This is a genomic window from Mucilaginibacter sp. McL0603 (assembly GCF_049992945.1).
Lineage (GTDB): Bacteria > Bacteroidota > Bacteroidia > Sphingobacteriales > Sphingobacteriaceae > Mucilaginibacter.
In genome coordinates this window covers 4,811,338-4,829,221 of sequence record NZ_CP188251.1, presented here as the reverse complement: position 1 = coordinate 4,829,221, position 17,884 = coordinate 4,811,338, and the positions used below count along the sequence as shown (strand labels likewise).

General features: G+C 40.8%; 9 protein-coding genes. 4 read left to right on the top strand and 5 right to left on the bottom strand.

Annotated elements, in window-relative coordinates; translation table 11 throughout:
- Positions 1-17 precede the first annotated feature (17 nt).
- From ACPPVU_RS22115 to ACPPVU_RS22100, 4 genes are all read left to right on the top strand, one after another.
- Entirely contained in the window at positions 18-1,676 is a 1,659-nt protein-coding gene (locus ACPPVU_RS22115; RefSeq protein ID WP_426668908.1) for a SusD/RagB family nutrient-binding outer membrane lipoprotein, read from the top strand.
- 155 nt (positions 1,677-1,831) lie between these two features.
- The gene (locus ACPPVU_RS22110) at positions 1,832-2,944 is read left to right on the top strand and encodes an alkaline phosphatase family protein (protein ID WP_426668907.1); all 1,113 of its coding nucleotides are present in this window, start codon (positions 1,832-1,834) and stop codon (positions 2,942-2,944) included.
- A 1-nt stretch (position 2,945) separates the two neighbouring features.
- Complete coding sequence (locus tag ACPPVU_RS22105) at positions 2,946-3,767, top strand: glycerophosphodiester phosphodiesterase family protein (RefSeq protein WP_426668906.1); 822 nt, start codon at positions 2,946-2,948, stop codon at positions 3,765-3,767.
- Positions 3,768-3,844: 77 nt separating this feature from the next.
- Entirely contained in the window at positions 3,845-5,311 is a 1,467-nt protein-coding gene (locus ACPPVU_RS22100) for a glycoside hydrolase family 30 protein (protein WP_426668905.1), read from the top strand.
- 102 nt (positions 5,312-5,413) lie between these two features.
- On the opposite strand, the gene ACPPVU_RS22095 is transcribed toward ACPPVU_RS22100, so the two are convergent.
- The 5 genes from ACPPVU_RS22095 to ACPPVU_RS22075 form a co-directional block, all read right to left on the bottom strand.
- Complete coding sequence (locus ACPPVU_RS22095) at positions 5,414-7,825, bottom strand: ABC transporter permease (RefSeq protein WP_426668904.1); 2,412 nt, start codon at positions 7,823-7,825, stop codon at positions 5,414-5,416.
- Between the two features lie 114 nt (positions 7,826-7,939).
- Complete coding sequence (locus tag ACPPVU_RS22090; protein ID WP_426668903.1) at positions 7,940-10,330, bottom strand: ABC transporter permease; 2,391 nt, start codon at positions 10,328-10,330, stop codon at positions 7,940-7,942.
- Positions 10,331-10,593: 263 nt separating this feature from the next.
- Entirely contained in the window at positions 10,594-12,975 is a 2,382-nt protein-coding gene (locus tag ACPPVU_RS22085; protein ID WP_426668902.1) for an ABC transporter permease, read from the bottom strand.
- 61 nt (positions 12,976-13,036) lie between these two features.
- Positions 13,037-15,412, bottom strand: a complete 2,376-nt coding sequence (locus tag ACPPVU_RS22080; protein ID WP_426668901.1) for an ABC transporter permease — start codon at positions 15,410-15,412, stop codon at positions 13,037-13,039.
- 60 nt (positions 15,413-15,472) lie between these two features.
- Entirely contained in the window at positions 15,473-17,854 is a 2,382-nt protein-coding gene (locus ACPPVU_RS22075) for an ABC transporter permease (protein ID WP_426668900.1), read from the bottom strand.
- Positions 17,855-17,884 lie beyond the last annotated feature (30 nt).

Genomic DNA, 17,884 nt, shown 5'->3' with positions numbered 1-17,884 from the left:
AAATTGGAAAACGAATCATGAAAAAGATATTTAAATTTTATTTACTGGCAGCATTAGTTATGGTGACGGTAAGCAGTTGTAAAAAAAGTTTTGAGGATTTGACTAAAAATCCCAACGTGCCAAGTGTTGTTCCCGCATCCTTGCTTTTAAACGGAGTATTAAACAATATGGTTGATCTTCCAGACGGAGCTTATGCAAGCAATGACCAAGGCACCTATGTATATAAAAATGCATCTAATAAAGCCGAAATATGGTGCCAGTATTATATCTATAATTACAATTACTATGGTAATAATACCTATAATTTTGATAATGGAGCCGATTACTACACTACATTAAAAAACGTTATATTAATGGAGGGTCAGGCTACTTCATCTGGCGGTGCCGCTGTTAATCCGTACGAAGCTATGGGGAAATTTTTCAGGGCTTATTTTTTCAGTAAAATGAGCCTGGAGAGAGGTGATATTCCAATGACCCAGGCCTTACAAGGTGCAGCAAATTTTGAACCTAAGTACGATACCCAAAAAGCGGTAATGGTACAGTGTCTTGCCTGGCTGGAAGACGCTAACGCTGACCTTGCTAAATTAATTGCTGACCCAAGTGTTGGAGGTACAGGTTTAGGCGCAACATTAAGCAGCGATCAGTTTTTTGGTGGAGATTTAACCAAATGGCAGAAAGTTGTAAATGCATATCACCTCAGATTACTTCTTCAATTAAGCAAGAAGGTAACATCTGACCCCGATATGAATATCGCTACAAAGTTTGCAGCCATCGTTGGAAATCCGACTACATATCCTTTATTGCAAAGCTCTGCAGACAACCTTCAGTACACCTTTGTTGCCCCTTCAAATTATTATCCTCAAACTCCGGATAACTTTGGGCAAAATGGTTCAAGACAAAATACATCACAAACCTATATTAAGTTGCTTACTACTTTCAAGGACCCAAGAGTTTATGTAACTGCAGAACCTGCTCGTTACGCCGTGGATAGTTTGCATCAGAGCCCAACAGATTTTGCCTCATTCATCGGTGCAGATCCCGGACTTGACCTTGGCGTGATGTATAACAACGCAGGACTTCAATTATATTCTTTCATCAACAGAAAGCATTATTATTCAACCTATATCGGTGAGCCAAGCATTCAGATCGGTTTTTCTGAACAGGAATTTAATATTGCTGAGGGTATAAACCGTGGTTGGGTTACAGGTAATGCTGAAGCACATTATATAGCAGGTATACAGACTTCCCTGGATTATTATAACATACCCACCACTCCTGCCAGCACTTTTGTTGCTTATTTCTATCGTCCGGGTTCATCAGATGTTAAGGCAGCTAAAAATTATGACACGTATCCTATCAATTTTGACTGGGCCACATATTATGCCCAGCCGTTGATTAAATATGCCGCTGGTGCTACAGGTTTGACACAAATATTGCAGCAAAAATACCTGGCACTATTCCGTCATGCTGGTTTAGAATCTTATTTCACTTATCGCAGAACCGGTGTACCAACCTTTACTACAGGTCCTGGTACTGACAATGGGCAGCGTATTGCTTTGCGTTTCCAATATCCTTCCAGCGAACGTACAGCTAATACTACTAACTATAATGCCGCATTACAAAGCCAGTATGGAGGTAATGACGACATCAACGGGGTAATGTGGATACTAAAATAACCATGGGTAATAATTATTAACAATTGGTAAATTACCAACAACTTTTAAATTAAATTTCAATAAAGGTGGGCTTAATATCCCGCCTTTATTTTTGTGGTATAGACAAGGTTTTTATTAAGTTATCAATTGAGTCACCTCCCTAAATAATTAAAACAATGAAAAAACCCGGGTTATTGTTCCTAACCTTAATTGTTGTATTACCACTATTTGCGCAAAGCCACAGAACACAAAATATAATAATAGTTACACTGGATGGTTTTCGTTGGCAAGAGCTTTACCGCGGTGCTGATTCTGCTTTGATCAACTCAAAATATACTGATACCAAAGCAGACATAAAGAAAAAATTCTGGGCCGAAACACCGGTGGAACGGCGCAAATTACTGATGCCGTTCTTTTGGTCAACTTTGGCAAATGAAGGCCAATTATATGGCGACAGGGATTTGGGTAATTGTGATGAAGTGGCAAATCAATATCATTTCTCCTATCCGGGCTATAACGAAATATTCACAGGTTTTCCTGATGTAAGGGTGAACAGTAACAATCCGGTGCCTGATCCTAACACAAGTGTATTTGAATACCTGAATAAACAACGGGGCTTAGAAAATAAAGTAGCCATTTTTGCATCATGGGAGGCATTTCCTGCTATATTTAATGTTCAGCGTTCGGGTTTAAAAGTTAATGCCGGGTATACCAATTTCGAGGATGTTAAGGCTGATGACCGCTTAAAATATTTGAATGAGATGCAGCATAAAGCGCCACATTATTTAGGCGATACCCGGATAGATTTTATGACCTATGAATTTGGTAAGGAATACTTAAAAGAATACAAGCCACGTGTATTGTATCTGGCTTTTGATGAAACAGATGATATGGCTCACGCGGGCAATTATAAAATGTACCTGACACAAGCGCACCAGGAAGATGCTTATCTGCAGGAACTATGGCAATACGTACAAACCGATCCGGTGTATAAAGATAAAACTACGCTGATAGTGACTTGTGACCACGGCCGTGGAGACGTACCTTTAGATGCATGGAGAAGCCATGGAGCCGGGATTAAAAATTCTGAACAAACCTGGGTTGCAGTTATTGGTCCTGATACACCAAGTGATGGCATTATAAAAACCCAAACCACTACTTATCACAAACAATTGGCACAAAGTATGGCCAAATTATTAGGTTACGATTTTAAAAATAATGCCGATCATGAAGTGGCCGATGCGATTGAAACCATTATGGCAAAAGATAAACCAGGATTAGGTAAATAGCATGATGAAAACATTTTTAGTTCTGTTAATTGCAGGCTTTGCCTGGGTTAATGCTAATGCACAACCAAATCCCGCACCGAAGCCACGGCACCGTTTCATAGTGATTGCCCACAGGGGAGATCACGTCATCTATCCTGAAAATACCCTTGCTGCCTATGCAGAAGCCATTAAAAATAAGGCTGATTATGTGGAGATCGATCTGCGTACTACAAAGGATAGCGCCCTGGTAAGTATGCACGACGCGACTATAAACCGAATGACAGGCGGAAAAGGCGCGATAAAAGACATGACTCTTAATGAGATTGAACAGCTGCAGGTAAAGAGTCGTGACAGTTTGGATAAGACTATTTATCGAGTGCCAACTTTTGAGCAGATCATCAATCTTTGTAAGGACAAAATATACATCTACATTGATTTTAAACAGGCCTCGGCGGCTGCTACTTATGCTGTGCTGAAAAAATATGGTATGGAAAAACAGGTTCTGATCTATATAAACGGGATACAACAACTAATAGATTGGAGGAGTGCTGCCCCTGATATGCCTTTGATGTTAAGCATGCCAAATAGTGCTAAAGATGTTGAAGGGATGAAAACGTTCATTAACCAGGCGAAACCTGATCTGTTAGATGGAGACTGGAAAGAATATACCAAGGAAATGGTTGCAGAAGCTAAGGGTATGAATTTACCCGCATGGCCCGATGCACAGAGTAAAGATGAAAGTGCAGCAATATGGGATCAGGCTATCGCTAAAGGCTTTACAGGTCTGCAAACAGACCACCCGGCTGCTTTGGTTAAATATCTGGAGGAAAAAGGATTACGATAATTAGACATAAGTTTATTGGTTTATATGGGCAACTTTAATAGATTTGGCCGTTAAATAAATCCCATCAATAAACCATTATGATCAAAGCACAATTTACATCAGCCTGTTTTATGGCAGCAGGCTTATTGATCGCAGGCACAGCAAATGCCCAAAAATCTGCACAGCAGTTTTCTCTTACAAATAAATCGGTAAAAGTATTCGTCACCGAAAAGGGAACGGATAACAGGTTAACACCAACAGAAACACTTCATTTTGAGGCTAAGCCCCAACCGGGCGAAACAGAAGTGGCTGTTTTTGTCGATCCGTCAAGGTCCTTTCAAACCATGCTGGGCATTGGTGGTGCATTAACCGATGCTTCGGCCGAAACTTTTTACAAGCTGCCGAAAGATAAGCAAAAAGAATTCCTGACAGCTTACTATGATAAGCAGAAGGGTATAGGCTATACATTAGGCCGTACTAGCATCCAAAGCAGCGATTTTTCGAGCGAAAGCTACAGCTACGTGCAGGACAATGATGTATCGCTTAAAACTTTTGATATCAGTCATGATAAAAAATACCGTATCCCTTTTATTAAAGAGGTAACGGCTGCAGCCGGTGGTAAATTAACCCTTTTTGTTGCACCATGGAGCCCGCCGGCTTGGATGAAAACCAATGGTAATGTTTTGCATGGGGGTAAGCTTTTGCCTAAATACGACCAAACCTGGGCAAATTTTTATATAAAATTTATAAAAGCTTACGAAAAGACAGGCATACCAATATGGGGCTTAAGCGTACAGAACGAACCTATGGCAACACAAACTTGGGAATCATGCCTTTATACCGCCGAAGAGGAGCGGGACTTTATTAAAAACTTTTTAGGCCCAACTTTATACAAAGCAAGTATGGCAAACAAAAAGCTGATCATCTGGGATCATAACCGCGATCTTCTTTATCAGCGTGCAAGTACTGTATTGGAAGATCCCGCTGCCGCTAAATATGTATGGGGTATAGGTTTCCATTGGTACGAAACCTGGACAGGCGCGGGCCCGAACTTTGAAGCTGAAAGGATAACACACCAGGCATTCCCCGATAAAAACCTGATCTTTACAGAAGGTTGTGTTGAAAAATTTGATGCAGATAAGTTAAACGATTGGGCATTGGGTGAAAGATATGGAACATCAATGATCAACGATTTTAATGCCGGTACAGTAGGCTGGACCGACTGGAATGTGCTACTTGATGAAAAAGGCGGCCCTAACCATGTCGGCAACTATTGTTTTGCCCCAATCCATGCAGATATTAAAAACGGTACATTGATTTATACCAGTTCTTATTATTACATAGGTCAGTTCTCGAAATTTATTAAACCTGGCGCCAAACGCATTGCAAGTGTAGCCAGCAGAGACAAGCTGCTTACAACAGCCTATATGAATCCTGACGGTAAAATTGCCGTAGTTGTAATGAATAAAAACGACGAGAAGATCGACTATTCACTATGGATAAAAGGCAAAGCCGCTAAATTAAGCAGTGCGCCCCACTCTATCGCGACTTTAATTGTAGAGTAAAGTTATTAAGCACTTAAAAGTAAAGCCCTTAAGAACAAAACTCTTAAGGGCTTTACTTTTAAGTAATATCTGGTCACTAATCACCGATCACTAATCCCCAAATCACTCAGTCTTCAAACTCTTTACCGGGTTTACCAATGCAGCTTTAAAGCATTGAGCAGTTATTAAAATGAATGCAGCTACAAGAATAAAGAAGCATACAAAAAGATATGGTATAAAATTTTGGTGAATTCTGTAGGCATAATTTTCAAGCCATTTTGCAGTGATGATGTATGCAATTGGCCAGGCAATGATATTTGAAATGAATATCAATACGCCATATTCTTTCAAAAAGATGAAAATAATACTTTTCACATCTGCACCCAATACCTTGCGTACCGCAATTTCTTTTGTACGTTTTGTTAATGTAAAAGCCACTACGCCAAAAATGCCTGTGAGAACTATGAGTAAATTTAAGGCCGTAGCAATATCAGTTGCCTTTTTTAATTGAAATTCGGATGTGTATAGTGCCTGAAATTTATCATCCATAAAAGTGTACTCAAATCCTGCATCGGGAAATTGTGTTTTAAATTCTTGTTGCAAAGCATTTATTGTACTATTAATATCGGATGTATTTAATTTAATGGAGAAGTAGCGATAGTTTCTGGTAAAGGGCTCGTTTACATTGGCTATGATAAGCGGCTGCACTTTATTTTGTAAAGATTCAAGATGAAAATCTTCTACAACCCCTGTAACTGTTTCTAAAGGCCCGTTCAAGCCACCTAATCTAAATGTCTTCCCTATGGCGGTGGTCCATCCCAAAGCTTTAACGGCAGCTTCATTCAGTACTATCCTCCCTTGCGAATAGTCCCCGCCATTATATTGTAAAAAAAAGCCCTCTTTAACATGAAGCCCAAATACTTGTGCAAAATCTGCATCTACGCCAATAGTTGCCATGTTTACCAAATTATTGCTATTTTGTGGGTACACCGTTACACTGCCACCACTATTGCCGTCCGGAATATCATATGAAAGTGATGCACTTTTTACACCGGGCACTTGCAACAACCTGGTTTTAACATTTTCCATTTTTACCACGCCTATTGAATCCCACTGACGAGGCAGTGACGATACGATCATTACCTGCTCCTTATTATAGCCAAGGTCTTTATTAAAAAAATAGGATACCTGTTTGGAAACAATAATGGCGCTAATAAAAACTATAATGGCCAAAGTAAACTGAATTACGAGCAATATTTTTCTAAGCGTTAATCCTCCTTTGCTGGTGTCTAGCTTTCCTTTTATTGCAGTAATGACATTTGCCGAACTTAATACAAATGCTGGATAAATACCCGAAACCAATCCAACAACAAGTACCAGGGCAACAATAAACGATACTTTGATAAATCCAAATTGCCAAAAATGATCGAGGGTTGTATTTAAAAGCTGGGTAAAGACAGGTAATAATAACTCATACAAACCTATTGACACAATACCCGCGGTGCAGGTTAGGATCAATGCTTCTGTAATATACTGAACAATAAGCTGAATTTTTGCGCCGCCAAATACTTTTCGTAAACCGATCTCTTTTAACCTGTATACGGATGTGCCGATACTGATATTGATAAAATTTATGATGGCTAACAGTAAAATAAAGGCAGCGACCAACGATAGTGTCGTGAGCATTTTTTGCACGGCGCTATTATTATCTTTTAAATGATAATTGTTCATAGCTGCCAGCTCAACTTTTAAATTCCCTTTTACAAAAGCGGGCTGATATTTCTCAAGGATATGTGCAAAGGGCTTTTCAAGATTATTGGCAGTAACTCCTTTTTTTAGCTGTAACATACTAACCATATAAACATTTGACCAATTATCACCCTTATCTCCACCCTGAAAATATTGATTGTTATCCATTGGCAGATACACCTGGTAAGGTGTATTTGTAAAATTGGATACCGTATTAAAAGGCAATTTTTTTAATACAGCAGTGATTATGAAATTATGTTTGTTACCATCAGCAGGTGTTTGTATGGTAATTTCCTTATCAATCGCATCTGCTTTGCCAAAAAACTTCATGGCAAAATCTTCAGTTACTATTGCTGATTGGTTATTACGAAAAGCCTGATTAGGATTACCGTATAACAATGGAAATCCATACATGGAAACTAAAGTGGTATCGCCTATTGCTATTTGGGTACGAAAATGCTTTTCTCCTACTGATACAATATTTACTACGGGGTCAAAACGGTAATAATTTTCAACCAGGTTTGGATATTCGTCTTTAATCGTTTTTGCCAAAGGGCCGAGAGTTGTGATCGGCGAGCCTGAATTTTCCTGTTTCCAATTGCTTTTTATTACATACTGCTCATTAATATTTTTTATGCCTGAGTTTACGCTCTCCTCATTCAAAACATATATCCCAATTAGTAATGAAAAGGTAATTCCTAAGGCAAGGCAGAATATATTTATAATTGAGAAGCCTTTATTCTTCCATAAGCTGCGCCAGGCTATTTTGAAATAATTTTGAAGCATGAGGTCTTAAAATAAGACCCTAATATACAAGCCCTAAACCCGAAACGAGAACTATCAAATGTTAAATACTAAGCCCTAAATGTTAAATTTTATGCATTTAGGGCTTTCAACTACTTAATCCGTCTTTAAGCTCTTTGCCGGATTAGCCATTGCTGCTTTTACCGAACGAATGCTTACTGTTATAAACGCTATCAGTATGGCGACAAATCCGGCTGCAATAAATACCCACCAATGCAGGTCTACACGATAAGCAAAGCTTTGCAGCCATTTGTTCATAGCGTACCATGCAACCGGTGCGGCAACAACAGTAGAAATTATTACCAATAATATCAGTTCTTTAGTTAGTAGTGATACGATGTTACTTATACTGGCGCCTAAAACTTTACGGATGCCAATTTCTTTAACTCTTTGTTCTGCTGTAAACGTAACCAGTCCGAACAAGCCTAAACAGGCAATGCTAATGGCAAGTACGGTAAAAATGAATAGCAGGTTACCTTGTTTCTGTTCTGTTTGATATTGGTTGGCAAAATTTTGGTCCAGGAAATGGTAATCCACTTTATTTTCAGGATCAAACTGGCTGTATACCGATTTTAAATAATCAAGCGCGCCCGGAATATTTTTGCCGCTCAAACGAACATAAAGGTTGTCTTTGTCATCAGCAGATTGTGGCAACACTAATTCCATTGGTGCAATTTTATGCTGTAGTGAATAAGTGTTAAAATCTTTTACCACGCCTACTATGGTCGACCATATGATCTGACCCTTGTCTACTCCGGTTCTTACACGCATACCTACAGGGTTTTTCCATCCCAGTTCATTCACCAAAGTGCTGTTCACTATAATGGCGTTCTGGCTGGAATCTGCTTTGCCCTTCATAAAATTGCGACCCTGCAACAATTTAATTTGCATTGCCGGGATAAAGTCTTCGTCGATTATCAATCGCTCAACTATTTTGGTATCAGATGCAGTGTTGCCATCCGGGCCGAAATTAAAACCAGTTTCGCCAATATCATTGTTACCAATAGGATTACCTGCCGCGCTAACATTTTTGATCAATGGATTTTGCAACAACTGCGACTTCATCGCATCAATTTTTGTGCGGGCCATTTTACTATGAATATGAAAGGTCAGCATTTGCGACTTGTTAAAGCCGAGATCTTTATTCATCACATAATGCAATTGCTGATAAATAATGCACGAACCGACAATCATCACAATAGTGATCACAAATTGAAAAACCACCAGCGATTTCCTGAAAAGTATGGTAGACGATTGGTTGCCCAATTGCCCTTTCATTGCTGGAATGGTATCGAAACGGGATAAAAACAAGGCTGGATATGTCCCGCTGATCAAACCCGAAATGAGGGCAAAACCACCAAATAAAAAAATGGATTTAATGATACCAAAATGCCATATATCAAGGCTTTTTCCTGACATGTGGTTGAAATAAGGCAGCGACGCCTGTATTAACACCAGCGCAATGCTGGTGGCGAGTGTGGTAAACAATACCGACTCCGAAAAGAACATATACATCAGTTGTTTTCTGCCTGAACCGATCACTTTGCGGATGCCGATCTCCTTTATCCTCACTGCTGAGCGTGCGGTGGTTAGGTTTACATAGTTGATCACCGCTATACTCAGGATCAGCAGGGCAACTATACTGAAAACATACACATATGTGATGTTGCTGTTATTACCCATTTCAAACTGCAGGTTTGAGTGCAGGTGTATAGAAGTAAGCGGCTGCAGTTCCATCCTGTAATGGACGTTCGCCAGGCCGGTTTTTAAATATTTATTATAAAAGCTAGCCGATCCAGCTTCTATCTTTTTGTAATCGTCAGAATTTTTTAGGAGAACATAGGTAAATACATGAGCATCATCCCACCTGCCGGTATAATTAGTATTAAATGACCGTAACGCGCTAAAAGTGAAATGCGAATTTGCGGGCACATCATCTATTACCCCGGTAACTGTATTGGCATCTTTATTTTCAAAGTATATCGTTTTATCAATTGCTGAAGAAACGTCCCCGAATAATTTAACAGCCAATGTTTTTGTAAGGACAATGGATTGTGGTTTTGCCAACGCTGTTTGCGGATCACCCTCTAAAAAATGATAGGTGAAAACATTAAATATGGCATTGTCCGTGAACGAGATATCATTTGCTGTGATCTGCTTATCATTGTACATGATCTTTCCACCGCCTTCCATATCAATGCGGATGGCATCTTCTACTTCAGGATAATCAGCTTTAAGGGCTGGTGCATAAGGCACAGCTGTAATCGGCAGGTCAAAGCCGCCGGTGTTCCATTTACCATGCTGAACTACCCGGAATATGCGATCTGCTTTTTCATTATAGCGGTCATAGCTTAATTCATCCGTTACATACAAGGCAATGATCCAGAATGCGGCTACGCCGACAGCCAGACCGCAAATGTTCACCAGTGAAAAGAACCTGTGTTTATTTAAATTCCGCCAGGCGATCTTAAAGTAGTTTTGTATCATGATGCTCAAATTCTAATATTTTTCAGTTTTTAATTGCCCTTTACAAGGTAACTTAAATTATGAGCCAAATCATGTGCCATAGTTAAATGCATTGATTATCAGTGTGATGTTAATCAATGCATTTATTCAACCGTCTGTTTTTGATACAAATGCTGTTCGGTTTTGGATGAAGATGTTATCTGTTAACCAGTGATTAGTAATCAGAGATTAGTCAGCGATTGCACTAATTACTGATTAACTGATCTCTAATCACAAATCTCTGATCACTCACTCTTCAAACTCTTTACCGGGTTTGCCAGGGCTGCCTTGATGCTTTGATAACTTACCATAAGCAAGGTTATGATAATAGCCGATGCTGCTGTCACTGCAAATACCCACCATGATAACTCTGCACGATAGGTGTAATTCTGCAGCCATCCCTGCATAAAGTAATAAGCAACCGGTGTAGCAATTAACAATGAGATAATTACCAGTACTACAAAATCGCGGGACATTAAGCGCCATAAACCGAAAACCGATGCACCCAATACTTTGCGCACGCCAATTTCTTTGATGCGTTGCTCCGCCATAAAGGATGCCATGCCGAATAAACCAAGGCAGCTGATAAAAATAGCCAGACCCGCAAAAGAACTTGCGAGTTTACCAATACGCTCTTCGGTTGCGAATTTTTTAGCATACTGATCATCAGCAAAATGGTAGGTGAATGGAACAGAAGGGGAGTAGGTTTTACAAGCCGCTTCAATTTTACCAAGCGCTTCATGGGCGCTTACATTTGGATTGACCTTTATGAGCACATCATCTGAAGAGCCCCGACTGATGTGAAAAATAGTTTGTTTAACCGGATCATACGGCGATTCCATCACCATATCTTTTACTACGCCAACAATGGTCAGGTCGCGTTTACCAATCCTTACCACTTCTCCAACAGGGTTTTTAAGTCCCATAAATTTTACGGCGGCCTCGTTCACCACAATTCCTAATGAGTCTGAAACAAATTTGCGCGAAAAATCCCTGCCATCCTTAAACTGCCAGCCTACTGTTTTGCCGTACTCAGTTGTTACGCCGATGTATCCAAAATAAGAGCTTGCAGATGGGTCTTTACCCTTCCAACTGATATCGCCCCTGTCATTATTTACCCCTGTGGTAGAGCTGGTTGATTCTGCCATTTCTGCTATTGCTCCGGACTTTAGCAGATCTGCCCGCAAAGCTTCAAAGTGTTTGTGCAGATCATCATTTGTCACTTGAATATTAACCAGGCCATCACGGCTATACCCTACAGGTCGATTTTTGGCAAATTGTATTTGTTTAAAAACGATGATGGTACCGATGATCAGAACCACAGACACAGTAAACTGGACAACAACCAATACTTTACGTGGGATAGCTGCAAACCTGCCTGCTTTGAAAGTGCCCTTCAATACCTTAACCGGATTAAATGAAGATAAATACAATGCGGGATAACTGCCTGCGATCAATCCGGTAAATAGTGTGAAGCCTATGCCTGCTGTCCAAAAAAGTGGGTTATCCCACAAAATGGTCATTTGTTTATTAGCAACACTATTAAACCAGGGCATTGCGACCCATGCCAGTAATAACGAAAAAACGAATGCCAGTGCAGCCACCAAGAATGACTCACAAAAGAATTGTTTGATCAATTGACCTCTGACAGAACCCACAGCTTTGCGTATGCCCACTTCCTTGGCCCTTTTCTCGCTGCGGGCAGTACTCAGGTTCATGAAATTGATGCAAGCCAGTAGCAATACAAATGTTCCGATGATACCGAAAAGCCATACATATTGTATAGCGCCGCCTGTATTGACGCCGTTTTTAAATTCGGAGTATAAATGCCACTTACTCATTGGCTGAAGGAAGATAATCGGATTGAACTTGATATCCTCCTTGCTCATTTTGCTCAGTTTGATGTCTTTTATTTTTGCAGATACTTTTGCCATATCCGCATTGTCAGCTAATTGGACATATAGGAACAGGGAATTGTTCCCCCAATCAGTTAATGATCGTTCATTACCGGGTGAATTGATATAATATTCCCACGGACCGATAAAAGCAACATCGTGTAAAGTGGTATTATTTGGCATATCCTCATATACGCCGGAAACTTTAAAAACATCCTTATTATCCAGTTTGATCACCTTATTCATCGGGTCGGTATTACCAAACAATGCTTTAGCTACGGATTGAGAGATCATCATAGATGAGCGGTCTTTTATCCCGTCACGTGTACCTGAAATCATCTTCAGCGAAAATATTTCAGGGGCCTCTGATCCCATAAAATTTCCGCTGTAGGAGATGTTTTTATCACCAACATTAAAAACATGTTTTTCTGTCCACGATGACAGGGCAATGTGCTTAAAATCATTTCCGTAGCTTTTTCGTAATTCTGCATCCAGCGGAAGCGAAATTACGGCACTTGTATTTATTGTGCCATCAAAGGTTTCATGCTGCATTGCAATGGCAACACGATCATAGTTTTGGTGATATTTATCAAAGGATAACTCATCCCATATCCATAAACCGATCAGCATAGCTACGGCCATGCCTACTGCTAGGCCGCCGATATTGATGAAAGAAGAAGCCTTGTTTTTGATAAGGTTTCTCCAGGCTATTTTAAAATAGTTTTTTATCATGACTGTAAAATTCCAAGTTCTAAATCCTAAACTCTAATGACTAATGACAACTGACCAATGACTATTCACTCCGTAAACTCTTTACCGGGTTAGCTATGGCAGCTTTTATACTTTGATAGCTTACCGTTAATAAAGTGATGATAACCGCACCTAGAGCAGTGACTGCAAATATCCACCACGAAATTCCTGCGTGATATTGATAACCCTGTAGCCATTGATGCATAAAATAGTATGAAACAGGAGTTGCGATGAGTAATGCAATAATTACCAGCACAACAAAATCTTTTGAAAGCAGCTGCCATAAGTTGAAAACCGTTGCGCCCAATACTTTGCGAACGCCGACCTCCTTTGTCCGCTGTTCGGCCATAAAGCTGGCCATGCCAAACAAGCCCAGGCAGCTGATAAAAATTGCGAGTATGGCAAATGCACTGGCAAGTTTTCCGATCCGCTCCTCGTTGCTGAATTTTTTAGCATATTCTTCATCGGCAAACTGGTAATCAAAAAGCTGCCCCGGAGCATATTTTTTGTAAATCGTTTCGGTGGCGCTTAATGCTTTGGCTGCGCTGACTTTTGGATTGATCCGGATATTTAACGGACCGGCGTCGATAGTGATATAAAAAATGGTTGGTTTAATAGGTTCGTAAGGCGATTCAACAATCATGTCTTTAGTGACACCGATTACCGTGTATGGTTTATCATCCCACCTGACGATCTGGCCAATCGGATTTTTAAGCCCGATATATTTTACAGCTGTCTCATTTATTACAATATCATTTAACACTGCTGGACCAGTACCTGAAAACTCTTTACCGTCTCTGAGTTGCCACCTGATGGTTTTTCCATACTCCGGGGTTACTGCGAACGTGGCGAATTCATCTTTCATATTGGGGTCCTTACCCCGCCAATTAAGACCACCGATTGTCCGGCTGCCTTTGGTTATTTGGTTGCCGGATTCGGCTACTTCCGAGATCAAACCAGTTTCGAGCAAGTCGTTTCTGAAGGCTTGAAAATGATTGTGAATATCCGCTGAATAAGGTCTTGCGACAACCAGCCCGGCACGGCTATAGCCGATTGGACGGTTTTTTGCAAATTGAACCTGGCGGAATACAATGACCGTTCCAATGATCATGGTTATGGAAAACGTAAATTGAATAACTACCAGGGCCTTGCGTGGCAACCCCGCCCATTTACCAGCCTGAACTGCGCCCTTTAACACTTTTACCGGCTTAAAGGACGAGAGGTAAAATGCTGGGTAGCTGCCGGCAAACAGGCCGCATAGTACGGCGAATCCTAATCCCAGTATCCAGAACACAGGCTCGGTCCACAAGATGGACAATTGTTTCCCGGCTAATTCACTAAAAAATGGAATTAAGAGTTGGGTTATAAATAGCGAAAGGCCAAACGCTAAAACTGCCAATAATAATGATTCACCTAAAAATTGAGCTATTAACTGGCCGCGCATGGAGCCCATCGCCTTCCTGATACCCACTTCTTTTGCACGTTTTTCTGAACGGGCGGTACTCAGGTTCATGAAATTGATACAGGCGAGTATGAGTATAAAAATGCCGGTTATACCAAAAAGCCAAACATATTTAATATCTCCGCCGGTATTTATCCCGTTTTTGAATTCGGAGTACAAGTGCCAGCGGCTCATCGGGTACAGAAATACTTCTGGTTTTGACTTTTTTCCGTCAGCACCGACGTTATTGAATTTTAACTGCCTGATCTTTTCGGAAACCGAAGTCATATCTGCTGATTCGGAAACTTGTGCGAAAATCTGGACGAAATTGTGATTCCAATCACCCGCCGATTGCTTTACGTCATCGGTGCTCGCGTATGCTTCCCAGGATGCGATGAACAACAAATTGTTGAAAGTGGTATTTGTCGGCAGATCTGCATAGACACCGGCCACTTTCAGGTTCTGATCATCTAATTTCAGAGTTTTATTGATGGGATCAATATTGCCATAAATTGCTTTAGCAACCGATTCAGAAAGAATAATTGCCGAAGGATCTTTCAATGCAGAGCGTGTACCCTGTAGCATTTTTAAGGTCAGCATTTCCGGCGCACCCGATTCCATGAAATTTCCCTGGGCGGATAGGCTTATATCTTTAAATGTGAGCTGATGAGGATTGGTCCATGAAGATAGTACGACCTGTTTAAAATTGTCCCCATAAAGCTGACGGAGCTGAAGAGCTACAGGCATGGGCATGGCTTTAAGGCTCGCAGTCTCACCATTCGACGTTTGGTTTTGCATTACCCGGGCAATCCTATCATAGTTTTTATGATATTTATCGAAGGATAGCTCACTCCATATCCATAGCCCGATAAGCATAGCAACCGCCATACCAACAGACAGACCGGTAACGTTAATAAATGTATGTGCCTTGTTCCTAACAAGGTTTCGCCATGCGATTTTTAAATAGTTCTTTATCATGATATAAAACTCTAACTTCTAAATCCTAAACTCTAGTGACCAACGACAACCGACCAATGACTATTCACTTCGCAAGCTTTTCACCGGGTTAGCCAAAGCGGCTTTTATGCTTTGGTAACTTATGGTAAGTAAGGTGATTGCCATCGCGCCAATTCCTGTTACTGCAAATACCCACCATGCCAGGTCTGAACGGTATTGGTAATTCTGCAACCAGTTGTGCATAAAGTAATAAGCTATAGGTGATGCGATCACTAATGAAATAATTACCAGTAGCACAAAATCTTTTGACAGCATGCCCCACAGGTTAAATACTGATGCCCCTAAAACCTTGCGCACTCCAATTTCTTTGACGCGCTGCTCGGCCATAAAGGATGCCATACCAAATAAGCCGAGACAGCTAATAAAGATGGCGAGACTCGCAAATGCGGATGCCAATTTGCCGATACGTTCTTCGTCGCCGAATTTTTTTGCATATTCTTCATCAACAAACTGGTATTCAAATGGCTGTGCCGGATTATATGTCTTATAGACTTTTTCTATTTTACTAAGTGCTTCGCTTGCACTCATCTTGGGATTTATTCTCAGGATAACAAAATCACCGCCGCCCTTTAACAGATGGAAAAGTGTTGGCCTAACTGGAAAATAAGGTGATTCGGATACCATGTCCTTAATCACACCTATGATATGGTACGGCACCCCATCCCATTTTAATGTCTCACCAACAGGGTTTTTCATCCCTATGTATTTTGCTGCTGTCTCATTTATAATAAATGCCAGCGAGTCGGTAGGGTAGGCGGTAGATAAATCCCGACCGCTTGCAAACTGCCAGGCAATGGTTTTGCCATAATCGGTAGAAATATCAATGTTTGGAAATTCAACGGCCAGCCCGGGGTCTTTGCCCTTCCAGTCAAAGCCGCTGTTGCTTGAATAGTTCCCGGTAGTAGGGCTGCCTGCCTCTGCTATGGATATGATCGCACCGCTTTTTTCGAGCTCGTCCTTCACAGCGGCAAACTGTTTATGAAGATCGCCGGTTACCATTGGTAAGGTGATCAGGCCGGCACGGCTATAACCGACAGGGCGGCTCTTGGCAAATTGTATCTGCCTGAAAACTACAATTGTCCCGATGATCAGGGTAACAGAGACTGTGAACTGTACTACAACGAGCACCTTACGAGGAATCGAGGCTAAACGGCCAACTCTGAATGTCCCTTTCAATACTTTGACCGGTTGAAAAGATGATAAATATAGCGCCGGGTAGCTGCCTGATATAAGTCCCGTTATCAGGCTGAAACTTATGCCCGCTAACCAAAACAAAGGATTATTCCACGGAATGGATACTGTTTTGCCGGCTATTTCATTAAAAAAGGGTAGGCTAAGCTGGGCAAGAATTATGGCGAAAATAAATGCAAACGCAACCACCAGCAATGACTCGTTTAAAAATTGATAAATAAGCTGACTGCGTAATGAGCCTATAGCCTTGCGGATGCCCACTTCTTTTGCTCGTTTCTCAGACCGGGCTGTACTTAGGTTCATGAAATTAATGCAGGCTAAAAGCAACACAAAAACCCCTATTATGCCAAATAACCAAACGTACTGAATACGCCCGCCAACAATAACCCCATTTTTAAAATCAGAATACAAATGCCAGTTCTTCATCGGGTTAAGGAAAACCTGGTTCTTTTGCTTCAGTTCAATTTTATTAACCTTATCTTTTTTGATATCGCGGATCTTGGCCGATACCTTATTTATATCAGTATTATCCGCCACCTGTGCATAAGTGAAATAGCAGTTGCAGCGCCAGGTATCTGCCTGTTTTTTTAGTCCTGCGGAGTTTGAAAACAGCTCCCATGGCGCAATAAAATCCACCCCGGAAAAGGAAGAATTTTCGGGCAGATCTTTGTAAACGCCGGTAACTTTTACAGTTTGATTATTGTCAATCTTCATTACCTTATCAATCGGGTCTGTGTCCCCGAAATAGGCTTTAGCGGTTGACTCAGAAAGCAGGATGGACGATGGGTCATTCAGCGCATTTTTGTTCCCTTTCAGCATTTGAATGGATAACATTTCAAGTGCTGATGGTTCAAAATAAGTTCCGCTCTTGGTAAGCTTCTTGTCGCCATGGGTAAGGATATGACCGTTATTATAGGTCGCCATGGTAACGTATTTAAAGTCGCTGCCAAAGCTTTTACGCAGTGCATCACCCATGGGCCAGGGCACATTATTCCCCGTACCTATTTCGCCATTCATCATGTTGTTTTGCAGTACCTGGGTAATACGGCCATAGTTTTTAAAGTTTTTGTCAAACGATAACTCATCCCATATCCATAAACCGATCAGCATAGCTACAGCCATACCCACTGCAAGCCCTCCGATGTTGATCAAAGAAGAAGCCTTATTCTTAATAAGATTCCTCCATGCGATTTTTAAATAGTTCTGTATCATGATACTTAAATTCTAAATTCTAATTTCTAA

Coding starts and splice junctions, on each gene's coding strand:
- ACPPVU_RS22090 (WP_426668903.1), bottom strand. CDS start 10,330: ATGATACAAAACTACTTTAAGATCGCCTGGCGGAATTTAAATAAACAC.
- ACPPVU_RS22105 (WP_426668906.1), top strand. CDS start 2,946: ATGATGAAAACATTTTTAGTTCTGTTAATTGCAGGCTTTGCCTGGGTT.
- ACPPVU_RS22080 (WP_426668901.1), bottom strand. CDS start 15,412: ATGATAAAGAACTATTTAAAAATCGCATGGCGAAACCTTGTTAGGAAC.
- ACPPVU_RS22100 (WP_426668905.1), top strand. CDS start 3,845: ATGATCAAAGCACAATTTACATCAGCCTGTTTTATGGCAGCAGGCTTA.
- ACPPVU_RS22115 (WP_426668908.1), top strand. CDS start 18: ATGAAAAAGATATTTAAATTTTATTTACTGGCAGCATTAGTTATGGTG.
- ACPPVU_RS22085 (WP_426668902.1), bottom strand. CDS start 12,975: ATGATAAAAAACTATTTTAAAATAGCCTGGAGAAACCTTATCAAAAAC.
- ACPPVU_RS22075 (WP_426668900.1), bottom strand. CDS start 17,854: ATGATACAGAACTATTTAAAAATCGCATGGAGGAATCTTATTAAGAAT.
- ACPPVU_RS22095 (WP_426668904.1), bottom strand. CDS start 7,825: ATGCTTCAAAATTATTTCAAAATAGCCTGGCGCAGCTTATGGAAGAAT.
- ACPPVU_RS22110 (WP_426668907.1), top strand. CDS start 1,832: ATGAAAAAACCCGGGTTATTGTTCCTAACCTTAATTGTTGTATTACCA.